Raw genomic sequence first — 16,231 nt, forward strand, 5'->3', positions numbered from 1 at the left:
ATGAATCCCAGAGTTTTAGAATTAATAAAAAATCCGAAGAAGATTCAGCTGGAAGACCTTGGTCTTTTAAAAGAAGAGATTCACACATTTCCTTATATTCAGAATATCAGGGCACTGCATCTTTATGGAGTACACCTGTATGAAAAAGAAAATTATCAGAAAGAACTTTCTGTAACAGCCGCATATACTACGGATAAGAAAATTTTATATCAGCTGATCAACGGAAAGATCCTGCAGGAAATTAAGTCTGAAATTGGAGAAGAAAAGAAACCTTCACAAACCGTTGCCAAGCCTGCCCCATATGTTCCCAAAAGTAAATCTTTTCCTATTAAGAGAGAAGAAGAAGCTTCTGTGGATAAACAAAAGGAAGAGCAGGAAAACGCGTATCTGTTACCAGTTTCTCATGAAGTAAAACAGATTTATGTAAATGGTGAACGCAACAGAATTCTATTCGAAGGAGAAGAAAACTTCCTGGATGAGCAAAACTCTGAAACAATAGATCTCGAATCTACCCTGGAATCTGGTACTTTGGTTATCCAAAAGGCTGAGTCTCCGGAAGAACAGCCTCTTCCTGATTCTCAGGAGATCCATACTGAAATAGAGGAAAAAGCAGGAGAAAACTTTACGCCTGAAACCATCATCAATGAAGATCAAATTGCAGCCGAAGAAAAAAAGATTGATGAAGAAGACCATACCAGCTTCCACGAAGTCGCTCCCATAGCAGTGGAAGAGAATTTGGAAGCCGTTGCAGAAGAGCCTGTAAAGACAGAGTCAGCAGCTCATGATACCGAAAATGTTTCGGAAGAGTCTGCTCACCAAGAAGAGTTTAAAGCCGCTGCAGAGGAGAATGCTGGAGAAAACTTCACGCCGGAAACCATCGTCAGCGAAGATCAGCCTGCAGAAGCAGCTGATGCCGAAGTAAGCTTTCATGGTACAGAATCATTCATGCCGGACGTTAAAATCCAGTCCAATAGCGAAGAAATTTCCGAAACGGCTGAAGTATCTCAATCCAATGTTAATAAGCATGAGGAGGAGATGAGAAGGCTGATTGAAGAAGTTGAGAAAAAGATGAGGGAGACCAAACCTTTATTTCAAGAAGAAAAATCGGAGCCTGAAATTACTGAAGATCATGAAATTAGCTTTGCTGAAACCCAGAATTTTCACTTCTGGTCAACCAGTGAAGATAAACCTAAGGAAATTAAACAAGAACCTGTAGAGGAAAAAGTCGCTGAGGAAGAGCTGCCGGTGAAAGAGAAGGCTGAAGTTGAAATTGCTGAGGAAAAAGATGAGGAGCACGAGAAAATTTCTGAAATACAGTCTGCATGGAAGCCTATGAATGTGGAATCCAATGTACCAGATTCATTACTTAACAAATCAGTTCCAACTCCGGAAATAAAGGTTCCTGCGGCTGAAATCACCCCTGAAAAAAAGGCGGAAACAATAGCAGAAGAACCCCAGCCAGAGAACACGGTTGAAACCGTTACGGAAGCTGTTGATAAAGAATCGGAACATATTGAATCATCTGAAGAAAAAACTACAGCAGAAGCAGCCAAAGAAGATGCTCCCGTAATGAATGTATCTTTCTTCGGAACCGATATTTCTACCCTTAAGGTTGAAGAAAAACAGCAGGAAAGCAAAGAGAAGCCTGTAGAAAATATACAGGAAGTTACTATGAAAAATACGTCTCAGGCAGTTGCAGACAGTAATGTTCCGGGTTTTATCAATACCTGGCAGAGCTGGCTTAAGATCGACAGAAAGGAAGATGTTATAAAGGAAAAAACAGAAATCAAAGAAAAGGCCATTGAAACCTTTATTGAAAATAATCCTAGAATCAGCCAGTTAAAAGAAGAAAGTACCTATGTTGTAAAAGAAAAGAACGACGATATCTCGCATCTGATGACAGAGACATTGGCTAATCTTTATTTTGAACAGAAACTCTATACAAAGGCAATAAAAGCGTTTGAAATATTAATTAAAAAGAGTCCTGAGAAAAAAGAATATTTTGAATCTAAAATTCAGGATATTAAGGACTTCAGAAGTAAAAATTAAAAAAGAAAAAAGGTACTGTAAGCGCAGTACCTTTTTATTTATACATCCCGTGGATCTTTTTTAGTCCCTCTTAGTTTTTTCCATGCCTTCCGTCCATAGACAATAACAAGAATTAATGTGATGATTGCAAAGATTGCCGCAATCACGGGAGCGGCCATCGCAAGAACAGACATAAGGCCGGCTCCCGCCGTTTCTGTTGTTCCTACCACGGAATTGCCTAATCCCCCTGTTGTAGCTGTAGATGCAGCTCGTATTCCTGCAAATCCCGAGCTTATTGTCGCAGCCGTACCACCACCCGCAATTAATGCGAGTGCCCATTGCGGAAAAGTTCCCAATTCGGTAAACTGACTGGCAAATAAAATAGATCCTGCCACCGTTGCCATTGGAATAGCAGCCGTATCCAGCAAATGATCAATAAAGGGGATGTAATAGGCAAGAATTTCAGCCATCGTGGCAATTCCTGTCGTAATAAGTGTGGGAAGCCCAGCAAGCCACTCAAAATGCTCGTTCATGGGAATCCAGTTGAAATACGAGGACAGGCTCACCACAAACATAGGAAGAAATACCCGGAATCCGGTAGCCGCCGCCAATCCAATGCCGATAAATGCACTGATGACATAAGAAAAGTAGGGAATATTGTCTAACATATTAATTTTCAGATTTAATGTTTTCCCTAAATTACAAAAACTATATGAGATTTGGAGTTGTATTGCTTCTGATTACAGGAGACGTGATACGGAATGCGGGTGGTGATCTTCGCTAGTCGTGATTTATTCCAGAATAACAATGAACTGTTTATGCAGCCATCGTCTAAATCTTTATGATTTGTGATAAATAAAAAATCTGTCAGTTAAAATACCTCACAGATTTCTTATTTTGATAGAAAATTATTTTTTCTGAGCTTCGCAAAGCTTTATAAACTGAGCTTCCACCTCATGAAATTTTGAAGGCAGTTCAGGGGAAACCCAAAACAGCATCGCCATGGTTTTCTCTCCAAAGGCTTGCTTATATAAGTCCTTATTCAGACGGTAAGATTCCCTTAATAACCTTTTGATACGATTTCGGTGTACAGCTCTTTTAAAATATCTTTTAGAAACAGAAACCCCAAACCTTCCTGATTCTACAGGCAGCGTAGATTTGTCTTTCAGAATAATGATTCTCAGATTTCCACTGGTTCTCCATTTGCCCTTCTCAAAAAGCAAACTGATTTCCGTATTTTTTTTGAGCTTTTCCGCTCTGGGATATTGGGAATTCTGCATTAATTTTTTTTCACTAGGTAATTAATCACTTCAGCAGCGGCATATAATCCAAAGATAGCAGGAATAAAACTGATGGTGCCGTAAAATGATTTTTTAAAGTTACTGCCATCAGTCATTTTAAGGCTTTCCTCTTTCTGAATTTCGTTGGAAAAAACACATCTGATGCCCTTATTGATTTTTTCTTTCTTCAGTCTTTTTCTCACCTGTTTCGCAAGAAAACAGTTGTGGGTTTTGCTGATATCCCTCACCATAACCATGCTTGGGTCAATTTTACCGCCGGCACCCATGGAGCTTACAATTTTAATTTTTCTTCTTCTGGCCGCTTTTATCAGGCAGATTTTAGGCGTTACACTATCAATGCAGTCCAGTACGTAATCAAATTTTTCGGAATCAAGTACTTCATCCATTCTTTCCGGATTTAAGAACTCATTGATCCTGATTAAATTCAGCTGTGGATTAATATCAAGAAGTCTTTCTGCAACAACTTCTACCTTATGTTTTCCTACAGTAGAGTGCAGAGCTGGAAGCTGCCTGTTGATGTTGGTAATATCCACCGTATCACCATCCACAATCGTCATCTTTCCTACTCCGGCTCTCGCAAGAAATTCAGCGGCAAAAGAACCTACTCCGCCCAGGCCTACAACAAGCACATTCGCTTTTATCAGCTTTTCTAATCCATCTTCCTTTATCAGAAGTTCAGTTCTTTCCAGCCAGTATTTATCCATTTCTTATAGAATATAAATTGTGTAAAATTTGTTCGTTCAGATCCTCCGGGGAAATTCCTCTTATTTCCGAAACTTTAAAATAGAGCTCTTCAATGTTAAAGTCTTCGTTATCAGTCTCCAAAAAGAATTTGTCCGGGGGGATGTTTTTTAAAATTTCCTGCAAAGATAAATTATACAAAACAGCTTTTCCAAAACTCAGATAAAAATTATGAGCCAGAAGATCTTCAGCAATTTGCTTTTTTTTATTGAAACCATGAATGATCATAGGTTGTTCAGCCTTCTTCCGGAAAGAAATAACTTCGTAAAATTTTCTTACACAATGAATAATAATAGGCTTTTTTACCTCATTGGCAATCATAATCTGCTGTAAGAACGCTTCATTCTGAAGGTTCTCATCCGCAGAAACTAAAGAGTCCAGTCCGCATTCACCAATTGCAAAACAGTTTTGAGAGATCATGCTTCTCATCCACGAAAGCTGCTCTTTCAGGTTGTTAACGTCAATATCGTTAGGATGAATTCCTACAGAATACGGGAAATCAGGCGGAATTTCTTTCGCAAGATTATAAATTCCGTTTCTGATGTATTTTTTATGATGGTGAAAATCAAAAAATTCCATGTTCAAAAATAGTATTTTTCAGATTTAATTTAAAATTATTAAACGATCGTTTATAAATGTGTTAAAAATTTCTTAACTTTACTCAAAGTGCACTTCATGAAAAAAAAATTTACAGAAAAACAGATTCATATATTGGATATTGCGGAAGAGCTCATTGCCAAAAAAGGTTATGAGGGAACTTCAGTACGAGATATTTGTTCCAAAGCTAATATCAATGTCGCTATGATCTCTTATTACTTCGGTTCTAAAGAGAAAATGATGTCTTATCTCTATCAGTACAGGGTACTGAAAACCCGGGAAAATTTCTCAGAATTTGCTGATACTATTAAAGAAGGAAAACCGGAAATGCAGATGCGCGAGATGATTAAATACATCGTTTCACAGCTGTTCAAATACAATTATTTCCATGGTTTTGTCACTCAGGAACTCAGACATACAGAAAATCTTAAAGATGAGCTGCTGGATTTCTATCAGTTATTTGTAAAAAAGCTGGATGAAGTTATCAAAAAAGGGGTCGCTTCCGGAGTATTTACCTTTACTCCTAAGCCTGAAGACATTCTTACCATGATTATAGGGTCTACCTTATTTGTCATCCGAAATAAAAACTTCTACGAGCTCTATGTTCCGAGCAAAAATGAAGAAACCTACGCAAAAGAAGCGGAGAAAAAGGTGAGAATGAATCTTTTATTGAGTGTTTTTGCTATTTTGGGATACGCTGCAGACTAAAATTACGTTAAATATTCATAAAAAAAAATCTATTGACAAAAAAGTTATATTTTTGCAAATTAGTAAATCGGCTGTATAATCCGAAAACTGTTGAATTTTTTATATGAAAAAATATATTTTAGGTCTTTTTGCTGTAGCGGTAATTTCATCTTGTGTAAGCCAACAGGAAAGAGCGATGAGGAGTGCTGATAAAGAGTTTATCTTAAAGGCAGCTAATGAAAACTTCGCTAAGAAAAAGTGGAAAAATGCATTGGCTCTTTATGACAGACTTGCAAATCTTGTGGCAGGAACCGATGATTTTCCAAATGTAGGTTTCAATACTGCTTACGCTAACTATTATGACAAGAGTTATAAGCTGGCAGGTCACCAGTTTAAAAACTTTGCCGTTAGTTTTCCAAAAGATCCGAGAGCTGAAGAAGCAGCATATATGTCTGCACTGTGCTATTATGAAGGATCTATGGATTATAACCTGGACCAGTCCAGTACAGAACTGGCTATTAATGAGCTTCAGGAGTTCCTGAACAATTATCCCAACTCTGAAAGGTCTAAAAATATCAGCCAACTAATTGATGAGCTGTCTTATAAGCTGGAATTTAAAGCTTACGAAAACGGAAAGCAATATTACAAAATGGGTGAGTATAAAGCTGCTACCGTAGCTTTGGAAAACGTTTTGGAAGATTTCCCAAGTACAAAACTTCGTTCTAAGATTTATGATTATATCATGAAGTCGCGTTATGAACTGGCGATGAAATCTGTATACAATCTTAAAGACGAACGTATTGAAAGCGCATTAACTTATACAAAGCTGGTAGAGAAAGAACTTCCTAACACAGAATACGCTAAAACAGCAGCAGATCTGAGAGCTAAGCTGGAAAAGGAAAAAGAAAACTTTGCTGTAGTTAAAAAACAAACAGAAGCAAGAATGGCTGTCTTAACCGCAAGACAGAAAAAAGAAGCTGATAAACTTGCCGCTAAGGATAAAACTGAGCAGCAGATCAAAGATCAGATCAGCAATGAAAAGAAAGCAATGCAGTTACAGAGGGACAGTGCAGCACTTAAGACCCCTCCTCCGGCAGCGACTTTCAAAATTCAAAGATAATTCGTAAATTTGCCATCTTAAAATAAAAATAATTTTCTCAAAATGAGTGTAAAAGATACAAAAGCAGAAGTAAATACGATTACTTACGATAAAGATAAGATTGAAGATAAAGTAGGTTCAATCTATGAAGCTATTGTTATCATGGGAAAGAGAGCAGAGCAGATCAATGCGGAGATCCGTACGGAGCTTCACAACAAATTGGATGAATTTGCCGTTCACAATTCTACATTAGAAGAGGTTTTCGAAAACAGAGAACAAATTGAGATCTCTAAACATTACGAAAAGCTTCCAAAGCCAACTTCAATAGCTATTGAAGAGTGGTTAAACGGAGATGTTTATTTCAGAAAAACAGAAGAGAGAAAATAAATCTTCTGTGTTTTATAGATGAAGGTCATAAAGGAAATCTTTTCTTTTATGACCTTTGTTGTTTTAAAGCCTGATGGTGTGGGAAAAAATAAGTATTTTAGTATTTCAAAAATTAGAACTAAATGAGTGTTTCCGGAAAAAAGATTCTTATTGCGGTCTCTGGAGGAATTGCAGCCTACAAAATTCACTTTCTGATAAGAGATTTTGTGAAAAACGGTGCTGAAGTACAGGTTATTATGACGCCTGATGCAGAACAATTTGTGACAAAACTAAGCCTGGCTACATTATCTAAAAAACCAGTATATTCAGAATTTTACAGCGATAACGGAACATGGAACAGTCATGTAGAAATGGCACTTTGGGCAGATGTTATGATTGTAGCACCATGCACAGCCAATACCCTGTCTAAAATGGTTCATGGGATGTGTGATAATCTGGTAATAGCAACTTACATGTCTGCTAAATGCCCCGTATTGATTGCTCCGGCGATGGATCTTGATATGTATGCACACCCTTCCACCAAAAAGAATCTGGAACTTGCTGAAAGCTTCGGCCATATCATTATTCCAGCTGAAAACGGAGAGCTTGCAAGCGGGCTGATCGGGCAGGGAAGAATGGCAGAGCCGGCAACTATTTTTAGTACCGCTGAACATCATTTTGCCAACGGCTTATCAAAAAGTCTTCAGGGAAAAACAGTTCTGATCACTGCAGGACCAACGTATGAAGCACTGGATCCTGTGAGGTTCATTGGAAATCATTCTTCCGGAAAAATGGGATTTTCTCTGGCAGAAGAAGCTTCCAGAAGAGGTGCTAAAGTGATTCTTATTTCCGGGCCAAGCGTTCAAACCATTCATGATCCGAATGTAGAACTTCATAAAGTGACTTCAGCTAAGGAAATGCTGGCAAAAGTATTTGAGTTCTATGATAAAATAGACATTGGTATTGCCAGTGCTGCAGTGGCTGATTATGCTCCGAAGGAAGTCGCAAAGGAAAAAATCAAAAAGAATGATGAAAACCTGACCATAGAGCTGGTAAAGAACCCGGACATCCTGAAAACCATGGGTGAAAAGAAAACCCACCAGTTTTTGGTAGGATTTGCCCTGGAAACCCAGAATGAAGAGGAAAATGCAAAAGGAAAACTTGAAAAGAAAAATCTGGACATGATTGTTTTAAACTCTCTGCGCGATGAAGGAGCAGGGTTTAAAAATGATACCAATAAAATAAAAATATTTACCAGGACGGAGAAAAAAGAATTCGACCTTAAATCTAAAGACGAGGTAGCGAAGGATATTCTCAATTTTGTTGAATCTCAGATAAGCCAGCCGTTATAAATTGAGATCAGTGATTATTGCGTAAAATAAAATCAGGGCGGTTTAACAAAGTTAAACCGCCCTGATTTTATAACTCACAGTAAATTATTTCTTTATTAATTTACTGGTATGTTTTCGTAGATTGGTTATTATATCCAAAATATAAATGCCTGAAGGAATGTTCTGAACATTGATAAGGGATGTATTGTGAGTAGAAACCTGTCTGCCATTTATGTCGTAAATCACCACTTTTACGATCCTTTCCTGATTGCTTAATTTAATATGTATCTCAGTGCTGGCCGGATTTGGATATATTACTATTTTGTCATTACCTGTACTACCTTCCTTGCGGGTACTTAAAGTATTTATCTGGTCTGTGATAAAAAGTTCCTCTCCGTGAGTATTATACAGATCAGCGCTAAAATACATTTTTGAATTATGAGTAAACAAGCTTCTGATCCAAAGATAATTGGGCTGCTGCAAAACCTGATTATTAGCTGCAAAGCTCAGCTCCTGATAATTACCGGGGTTTCCGTTGGTTTTGAAGACCTTTTGTAAAGAAGATATACCATACAATTCATTATTGATGCAATTGAAGTTTGAATATCCCTGAGTTCCTGTGGCAGCAAGAATAGAGCCGGCTGCTGTCCCATCCGTTCTGAATAATTTTTGTCTTTGATAATCAACAAAATAATCAAAGTTTCCGCATTTTTTTATGATATAGGCTCCGTCAGAATTAATCTGTGTAACCATCTGAGTGTTTTGTGGTGTACCGTCTGTAACATTTAATGCTGTAATAAATCCGTTATTCGTGGCGGAAAAGAAATATAATTTATTGTTTTTTACAAATGATTTTCCATTTATATAAGAATAAGAATCTTTCACAAGATTTACCTGATTGGTCATATCGTCGATATAATACAGTTTCGTATTGTTACCGAAATTTGGGCTGTCAGAAAAGAATACTTTATCATTAACCGGGCTCAAAAAGCTGTTAAGAGCATATATATTATATAAATCTGTAATTTTTAAGGTACCGGCTGCTGTTCCATCTGATTTCCAGATTTCTGTTGTGGAATTATTGAGCATTTTAAAATAGATACCGGAATCGGTTTTCGCAAAATCAATATCAACATTGTTTATAGAGGAAGGGAAATTGCTTACAGTTTTTTCTACTAATAAAGTAAAGTTAGCCGTATTGTTATCCAGGCTCCACATTCTCATATAATTATCCGATAAATTAAACGTTTTGACAAGAATTTTATCATTGTTTAAAGAATAAGTGCCGTAGATTTTTTCATTTAAAGGAGGTGATATTTGTTGTACAGTATTTGTGGTAGTATTAGTTTGTACTAATTTATTACTGTGAAAATAAATATAATTTCCGGAGACAGCTACAGGATTGTAGTCTGCAAAGTTATCAGGAAAAGGCTCACGTAAATCACTACTCAGCTTGGTCATATTACTATTGGAATCTACTTTATAAACCTGATAATAATACCCATCGCGAGCCAGAAAATAAACTTCTCCGTTTAATTCCGTATAAAAGCGGGGAGCACCATGGCCGGAATAGATTAAATCCTTTTCAACTTTCGAAATGGTACTGGCAGGATCGTACGAAAACAATTCAGTATTTTTATAGGTAGTATAATAATCTACATAAGAATCCATATATCCTGAAAACACTAATTTATTCTGATACTCAATAAATTTATTGTCACCGTTAAATTTAATATTGGATTGCGATAGGCTGTTTCCATCAAAGAAATATACGTTTGAAGCATCATTGTTATACTCTTTTAGTGCCAGATAATTTCCATTATTACTGGGGGAAATCGTTTGAAGAATGGACCCGGAAGGATTGCCTAAGGTGTTGACCTGATCAATCTGGTCAACAAAAAAGATGCCTGTATCGGTATCAATGTAGGTATTGTTTTTAAAATAAGTAAGTTTATGAATGTTAGGTATGTTGTTGTATATTACTGTGGTTCCCGGGGCTGTTCCATCCGTTTTCCATAAGTCCCCATTTACTTTGAAAAGAAGATGGTCATAATTGGTGAAATCAAAATCATAAAGCGTAGCATTGGGGCTCAAAGGAGAAAAATTTTCAGTATTGATATCAGTACCATCCGTACTCCATAATCCTACATTAAAATTACTGTCTCTGGCGGCAAATACAATTCTGTTATTAAAACTATACAGCTTCTCGCTAAACGTAATGGAGGAATAAGGACCGGGAATAATATCTTTTACAAGAGTTGTTCCGGCTAAGGTTCCATCCGTTTTCCATAATTCTCGCCCATATATACTGTTGGTTCCAAAGAAGAATACATATCCGTTACTTTCCTGTAAAGAATTTCCTATATTATAGATATTGCTGACCTGAAAAGTTCCGGCTGAAGTTCCATCACTGATGTAAAGATTTTGCTGGAAGGTAAAATACAGCTTACCATTTAAAACTTTAGCAACAATATTGTTGGAAGATGGATAATAGGTATTGAAATCTTTAACTTTTGATGTCGAATTTGTAGTCAGATCCGTAGACCAAAGTTGAAGATTAGAATTATCAGAAGCAAAATAGCAAACCTTATTACCGATCTGGTAGAATTCACTTTTGAGCATACTGTCTGTAAAGCTTCCATTGATATTCTGAACTATTTCGGCAGTTTGTGTTTGTAAATTATACTTATGTGGTTCAATTCCGGAACCGGTATTGGCTGCAAATATCAGATTGTTGCCTACCTGCAGTAACCCTTTGGGTTCAGATCCCGGGAAAAAGTTGGTTTCTTTTAAGGAAGCATTTATAGGCGTTTGAGCCCTTATTGCCAATATACCAATTAAAAAAAATGATAAAGCGGGTATTAGTTTTTTCATGCAGCGAAACTGAGAAAAAAATATGAAATTCAGAAATATATTGGTTAAAATTTCGAAAAATTAATATTCATTGTAAGGTTTGTATTGGGCCATTAATCATACACTTTATTCTGTCTGTATCCCAAACAATTACTATTTTTATATCCGGTATGTTTTTAATTGATGCGTATTTATTTGTGTTTATACTAATTCCTGTTATTTGTAGCGGATACTAAGAATAATTTTAATAAATTTCCGTTCTCAATTTTTAGTAGACAATGAAAAGAATTATAAGTTTATTTTTTCTGTTTTTTATCTATACCCAAAGTTTTTCTCAGGAATTGCTGGCGACTGTTCAGGTAAATGCCCAGCAGCTGGGAGGAAGTAACCAGCAGGCCTATAAGGCACTGGAAAAGAGCCTCAGGGACTTTATAAACAATACCAGCTGGACAGGGAAAAAGCTCCAGAACTTTGAAAAAATAAAATGTGGCTTTTCCATTGTCATTGGAGAAAGAGACGGTAATAAGTTCAAAGGATCTATTGTAGTTCAGGCCATGCGTCCCGTTTATAATACAACCTATGAATCTCCTTTGCTGAATCTTCAAGATCAAAGATTTGCTTTTGAATATGTTGAAAATGAAAGTCTTATATTCAATGAGCGACAGTTTTCAGGGAAAAACTTAACGGATGTAGTCAGCTTTTATATTTATGTTATTTTAGGATTAGACGGAGACAGCTTTCAGTCTATGGGAGGTTCCCAATGGTTTGCAAAAGCACAGCAGATTGCACAAAATTCCCAAAACAGAAACTATGAAGGCTGGAACACCATCAATGAGCCAAGAAGCCGTTCTATTCTGATTAACGAAATTATGAACCCCAACTGGAATCAATTGCGTTCCACTATTTATACCTACCACAGAGCCGGCCTGGATAATCTTTTCAACCAGGATCAGACTGCCGGGAAAAAAGTGATTTTTGACGCCCTGATGCAATTGAAAATGTACGAGAACAGTTTTCAGCAGGCATTTTTCTTTAACCTGTTTATGGATACCAAAAGCGATGAAATTTTCAATATTTTCAATTCCGGAAATAATGGAGGGTTGATTCTTAATGATCTTAAACAGACAATGATCATTCTTTCGCCGAAAAACATTGATAATAAGTGGAATAAATGGAAAGTCTAAGAATTTGTAAATAAGGAGGCGAACAGTCAGATTATGATGAGAAGCAAATCAAAAACATTTTCTTACTTCAATAAAAAAAAACTTATTTTTACAGTTCAAATTCAAATTGGATCATAACCCGGATTATCAATGCTTTCGAGAATTTACATTAAAAACTTTGCCCTGATTGATACCCTAGAAGTATCATTGAAAAATGGTTTGCAGGTGATTACCGGTGAAACAGGGGCGGGAAAATCTATTATTTTAGGAGCTCTCCGTCTTATTTTAGGAGAAAGAGCTGATGTAAAGTCCATTGCCAAAACAGAAGAGAAAAGCGTAGTGGAAACCGAGTTTTCTCTCAATAACCAGTTTAAAAAATTCTTTATCGAAAATGATCTTGATTATGAACATCAGACCATTATCAGAAGAGAAATACTTCCATCAGGAAAATCCCGTGCGTTCATTAATGACGTGCCGGTAACACTGGATATTCTCAGAGAACTTTCATCGCAGCTGATTGATATTCATTCCCAATTTGAAACCTCCAATCTTTTTACCTCAGAATATCAGTTTAAAATAATAGACGGCCTCTCTGAAAATAAAAGGATCATCGAAGAATATCAACAGGAATTTTCGGATTATCAGAGTCTTAAGTTATTGTTGAAAAAACTGAAAACTCAACTCTCAGAATCCAATAAAGAAAGTGATTACAAAGAATTTCTGCTTAATGAACTGGAAGAACTTAAGCTGGACGATGTAGATTATGAAGATGTACAGAATCAGCTTTCCATTCAGGAAAATGCAGGCATGATTTCTGAAAATGTAGGCCAGATCTTATCCAGATTTCATCAGGAAGAAATAGGAATTTTATCTTTCTTCAATGAAGCTACCAGCAAGCTTTCAAAAATTTCTGAGATCTCTACCAGTTTTGCTGAGCTTGATGAAAGGCTTGAAACCTCTTTTGTGGAGCTTAAAGACATTATTTCTGAACTGGAACATGAAGCAGAGAGAGTGGAAATCAACCCGGAAAATCTGGTTTATCTTACCGATCTTAATAATAAAATCAACGCCTTATTTCTTAAGCATAACGTTTCGGATCTTAATGAACTGATAGAGATCAGGAATCAGCTGGCCGGTGATCAGAAAGGTGCTTCAGACCTGGAGGCACAGATTGAAGAAACAGAAGAAAATATCTCTCAAAAGGAAAAAACACTTCAGAGCCTTGCCGGAAAGCTTTCTAAAAACAGGCATAAAAATGTTTCTGTTTTCATCAGAAAAGCAGAAGGACTTTTGAAGAAACTCGGGCTGGAAAAAGCAAAAGTTGATATCGAATTACAGGATGCTGAAGAGTTCAATCCGTTTGGAAAAGAAACCATTCAGCTGTTGTTTCAGGCGAATTCCGGTTTTCCTCTGAAGCCAATTCAGACGGCCATTTCCGGAGGAGAAAGATCAAGAGTCATGCTTGCTGTAAAGAAAATTATTGCGGAAAGTGATGAGCTCCCAACTCTTATTCTGGATGAAATTGATACCGGAGTATCAGGAAAAGTAGCCGAAGAGATCGGAAACCTGATGAGAGAAATGTCTGAAGACATGCAGCTGATCGTTATTTCCCATCTCGCACAGGTGGCCGCAAAAGGAAATGATAATTATAAAGTGGTAAAGCAGGATATTTCCGGAAGAACACAATCCACCATTATTCCTTTAAGCAGCGAAGAAAAGCTGAACGAGATTGCCCAGCTGCTTTCCGGAAGCAAAATTACCGAAGCTGCCTTAGCACAGGCAAAAGAACTTATAGGATAACAGGAGAATTATATTTTTCCTTAAAAAATTGTAACATATTTTCCATTTTATTTACTAATGTATAAAAACTAAAATATGTTTCTAAAGTTCCTTAGGCTTGAAATCAAAAGCTTTTTTCGTGGTACATCTTTAGGGATTAATCTGACCATGAAAATACTCAGGTTTATCGGGATTCTTTATTTCATCGGATGCCTTGTAGGCGGAGCTTTTATTGCTTTTTTCTACATACAGGAAGAAATCCATCAGAATCCTCTAAAGGTAGTTTCAAAATTCATGATTGTGGGCTGGATTATAGATCTGGTAATTAAATATCTCTGGCAGGAAGTTCCTACCCAGAATATTAAACCCTTTCTTACCATGAATATCAGGAAGAATACATTGGTTAATTATATGCTGGCCAAAACCTTTCTTTCTGCATTCAGCTGGCTGACCTCCTTATTTTTTATTACATTTTCACTGATAGCTCTGTTCAATGGATACAGCATTTTGGGAATACTGGTATGGCTTATTGGAGTGATTGCTTTACTGTATCTGAATAATTTTATCAATATTTTTTTCAACGGCAAAGAGACTTTAGCCATTGCTATAGGAATCTGTTTCGTGATCATCGGCAGTTTGGCCTATTATAAAATCATTCCTGTTTTATCTTATTCAGAATCAGTTTTCTACGGATTTTATGAAAAACCTTATTATGCGTTGATTCCTGTTGCCCTGTTTGTGGGATTATGGTGGATCTGCTTCCGTTATCTGCGCAACGAATTTTATCTGGATCAGGGACTGGAAGCTAAGAAAGAAGTTGGGAAAACAGAAAATATTGCCTTCCTGAACAAATACGGCGTCATTGGAACATTCATCAATAACGATGTGAAAATGCTAAGGCGTAATAAAGTGACTAAAGGTATTTTGCTTGGCAGTTTTATGTTTCTTTTCTATGGATTGCTGATGTTCACTTCTTCAATTTATAAAACTCCGGCAATGATGATGTTTATGGGATTATTTGTAACAGGGGGTTTTCAGTTTCTTTTTGGACAAAGGGTTCCTGCTTTTGACAGTTCGTACTATCCTTTGATGATGACCCTGAACGTTCCCTACAAAGAATACTTAAAAGCAAAATGGTGGCTGATGAATATTGTAACCGGTGTTTCCATCATTGCGGCGCTTTGCTATGTATATTTTGGCTGGGAAGTGTATATTACATTTTTTGCAGCTGGATTGTATAATATTGGGGTGAACTCTCAATTTACCTTGTGGTCGGGAGCCTTCAACAAAACTCAGATTGATCTGAATTCAAAAGAGAAAAGACTGGGGCAGAAAGGAAGCTTTAATATGATTGCCATGCTCTTGCTGATCCCTAAAATGCTTCTTCCCATGGGAGTATTTGCTTTGGCAAAATATTTCACAGGAATTACAGGCGGAGTCATCAGCATTGCTATTATCGGGATCATCGGATTCTTTATGAGAGAAAAGATTTTCGATATCATTGTAAAACATTATAAGAAAGAAAAATACAGCACCCTTGAAGCTTTTAAAAATAAAGATTAAGCCATGATCAACATACAAAATTTATCCAAAACATACGGAACAGCAACTGTTCTAAACATTGAACATCTGGAAATTCCAAACGGTGAAACATTCGGTCTTGTAGGGAATAACGGAGCAGGAAAAACCACTCTTTTCAGCCTGATGCTGGATCTGATTCAGGCTACCACAGGATCAGTGAGTATTGATGGAATTAAAGTCAATGAATCAGAAGCCTGGAAAAATAAGGTGTCAGCTTTTGTAGATGATTCTTTTCTCATTGGTTATCTTACTCCCGAAGAATATTTTTACTTTATCGGAGAGCTGAGAGGCCAGAATAAAGCGTCTGTAGATGAGTTTTTGAAGCCTTTTCATGATCTTTTCAACGGGGAAATCCTGAAATCCGGAAAATATATCCGCGACCTTTCGAAAGGGAATCAGAAAAAAGTAGGAATTGTGGGAGCCATCATCGGAAATCCTGAAATTATTATTCTTGACGAGCCTTTTGCCAATCTGGATCCTTCCACGCAGATCAAACTTAAAAACCTCATCAAAGAACTTTCCAAACAGGACGGAGTTACCTTTCTGATATCCAGCCATGACCTCTCGCATACCACAGAAGTCTGCAACAGAATTGTGGTGGTAAACAAGGGCCTTCTGGTAAAAGATATCCAGACCAACCCTGAAACGCTCAAAGAATTGGAGCAATATTTTGCAGATCAGGTTTCAATTTCAGATATTTAATAC

14 protein-coding genes are annotated in these 16,231 nt (G+C 36.9%); 9 read left to right on the forward strand and 5 right to left on the reverse strand.

Translation table 11 applies throughout. From position 1 onward, the window contains the following. Nucleotides 1-2,049 (forward strand): hypothetical protein, encoded by a 2,049-nt coding sequence (locus BLW74_RS18475; RefSeq protein ID WP_089694844.1) that lies wholly within the window; start codon nucleotides 1-3, stop codon nucleotides 2,047-2,049. Nucleotides 2,050-2,087: 38 nt separating this feature from the next. Here BLW74_RS18475 and BLW74_RS18480 read toward each other — a convergent pair whose 3' ends face one another. From BLW74_RS18480 to BLW74_RS18495, 4 genes are all read right to left on the reverse strand, one after another. Further along, complete coding sequence (locus tag BLW74_RS18480) at nucleotides 2,088-2,603, reverse strand: DUF4126 domain-containing protein (protein ID WP_228424975.1); 516 nt, start codon at nucleotides 2,601-2,603, stop codon at nucleotides 2,088-2,090. 333 nt (nucleotides 2,604-2,936) lie between these two features. Beyond that, entirely contained in the window at nucleotides 2,937-3,308 is a 372-nt protein-coding gene (gene rnpA / locus BLW74_RS18485; protein ID WP_089694848.1) for a ribonuclease P protein component, read from the reverse strand. Beyond that, a complete protein-coding gene (locus BLW74_RS18490; protein WP_089694850.1) occupies nucleotides 3,308-4,033 on the reverse strand; it encodes a tRNA threonylcarbamoyladenosine dehydratase in 726 nt (241 codons plus the stop codon). The genes rnpA and BLW74_RS18490 overlap by 1 nt, the downstream gene beginning before the upstream one ends. Beyond that, nucleotides 4,026-4,649: a TatD family hydrolase gene (locus tag BLW74_RS18495; RefSeq protein ID WP_089694852.1), complete on the reverse strand. Its 624-nt coding sequence runs from the start codon at nucleotides 4,647-4,649 to the stop codon at nucleotides 4,026-4,028. Before BLW74_RS18495 ends, BLW74_RS18490 begins: the two co-directional genes overlap by 8 nt. Before the next feature lie 96 nt (nucleotides 4,650-4,745). Between BLW74_RS18495 and BLW74_RS18500 the strand changes: the two genes are divergently transcribed. The 4 genes from BLW74_RS18500 to coaBC all read left to right on the forward strand — a co-directional run bounded on the left by BLW74_RS18500 (nucleotide 4,746) and on the right by coaBC (nucleotide 8,171). Further along, nucleotides 4,746-5,375 (forward strand): TetR/AcrR family transcriptional regulator, encoded by a 630-nt coding sequence (locus BLW74_RS18500; protein WP_053327537.1) that lies wholly within the window; start codon nucleotides 4,746-4,748, stop codon nucleotides 5,373-5,375. A gap of 103 nt (nucleotides 5,376-5,478) precedes the next feature. Beyond that, nucleotides 5,479-6,474, forward strand: coding sequence for an outer membrane protein assembly factor BamD (locus BLW74_RS18505; RefSeq protein WP_089694853.1), 996 nt, complete (start codon nucleotides 5,479-5,481; stop codon nucleotides 6,472-6,474). 42 nt (nucleotides 6,475-6,516) lie between these two features. Further along, on the forward strand, nucleotides 6,517-6,840 hold the full coding sequence (locus tag BLW74_RS18510) for a DNA-directed RNA polymerase subunit omega (protein ID WP_029298198.1): 324 nt from the start codon (nucleotides 6,517-6,519) through the stop codon (nucleotides 6,838-6,840). A 122-nt stretch (nucleotides 6,841-6,962) separates the two neighbouring features. Further along, the gene (gene coaBC / locus BLW74_RS18515) at nucleotides 6,963-8,171 is read left to right on the forward strand and encodes a bifunctional phosphopantothenoylcysteine decarboxylase/phosphopantothenate--cysteine ligase CoaBC (RefSeq protein ID WP_089694855.1); all 1,209 of its coding nucleotides are present in this window, start codon (nucleotides 6,963-6,965) and stop codon (nucleotides 8,169-8,171) included. Nucleotides 8,172-8,255: 84 nt separating this feature from the next. Here coaBC and BLW74_RS18520 read toward each other — a convergent pair whose 3' ends face one another. Further along, entirely contained in the window at nucleotides 8,256-11,024 is a 2,769-nt protein-coding gene (locus tag BLW74_RS18520) for a T9SS type A sorting domain-containing protein (RefSeq protein ID WP_089694858.1), read from the reverse strand. 257 nt (nucleotides 11,025-11,281) lie between these two features. Here BLW74_RS18520 and porD point away from each other — a divergent pair, with 257 nt between their 5' ends. From porD to BLW74_RS18540, 4 genes are all read left to right on the forward strand, one after another. Next, nucleotides 11,282-12,187, forward strand: coding sequence for a type IX secretion system protein PorD (gene porD, locus BLW74_RS18525; RefSeq protein WP_089694860.1), 906 nt, complete (start codon nucleotides 11,282-11,284; stop codon nucleotides 12,185-12,187). Between the two features lie 129 nt (nucleotides 12,188-12,316). Then, complete coding sequence (locus tag BLW74_RS18530; protein WP_089694862.1) at nucleotides 12,317-13,966, forward strand: DNA repair protein RecN; 1,650 nt, start codon at nucleotides 12,317-12,319, stop codon at nucleotides 13,964-13,966. A 75-nt stretch (nucleotides 13,967-14,041) separates the two neighbouring features. Next, nucleotides 14,042-15,508 carry a DUF5687 family protein gene (locus tag BLW74_RS18535; protein WP_089694865.1) on the forward strand — a complete coding sequence of 489 codons (1,467 nt, stop codon included), beginning with the start codon at nucleotides 14,042-14,044 and terminating at the stop codon, nucleotides 15,506-15,508. Nucleotides 15,509-15,511: 3 nt separating this feature from the next. Continuing rightward, on the forward strand, nucleotides 15,512-16,228 hold the full coding sequence (locus tag BLW74_RS18540; RefSeq protein WP_089694867.1) for an ABC transporter ATP-binding protein: 717 nt from the start codon (nucleotides 15,512-15,514) through the stop codon (nucleotides 16,226-16,228). Nucleotides 16,229-16,231: the final 3 nt, after the last annotated feature.

Source organism: Chryseobacterium culicis (genome assembly GCF_900108365.1).
Lineage (GTDB): Bacteria > Bacteroidota > Bacteroidia > Flavobacteriales > Weeksellaceae > Chryseobacterium > Chryseobacterium culicis.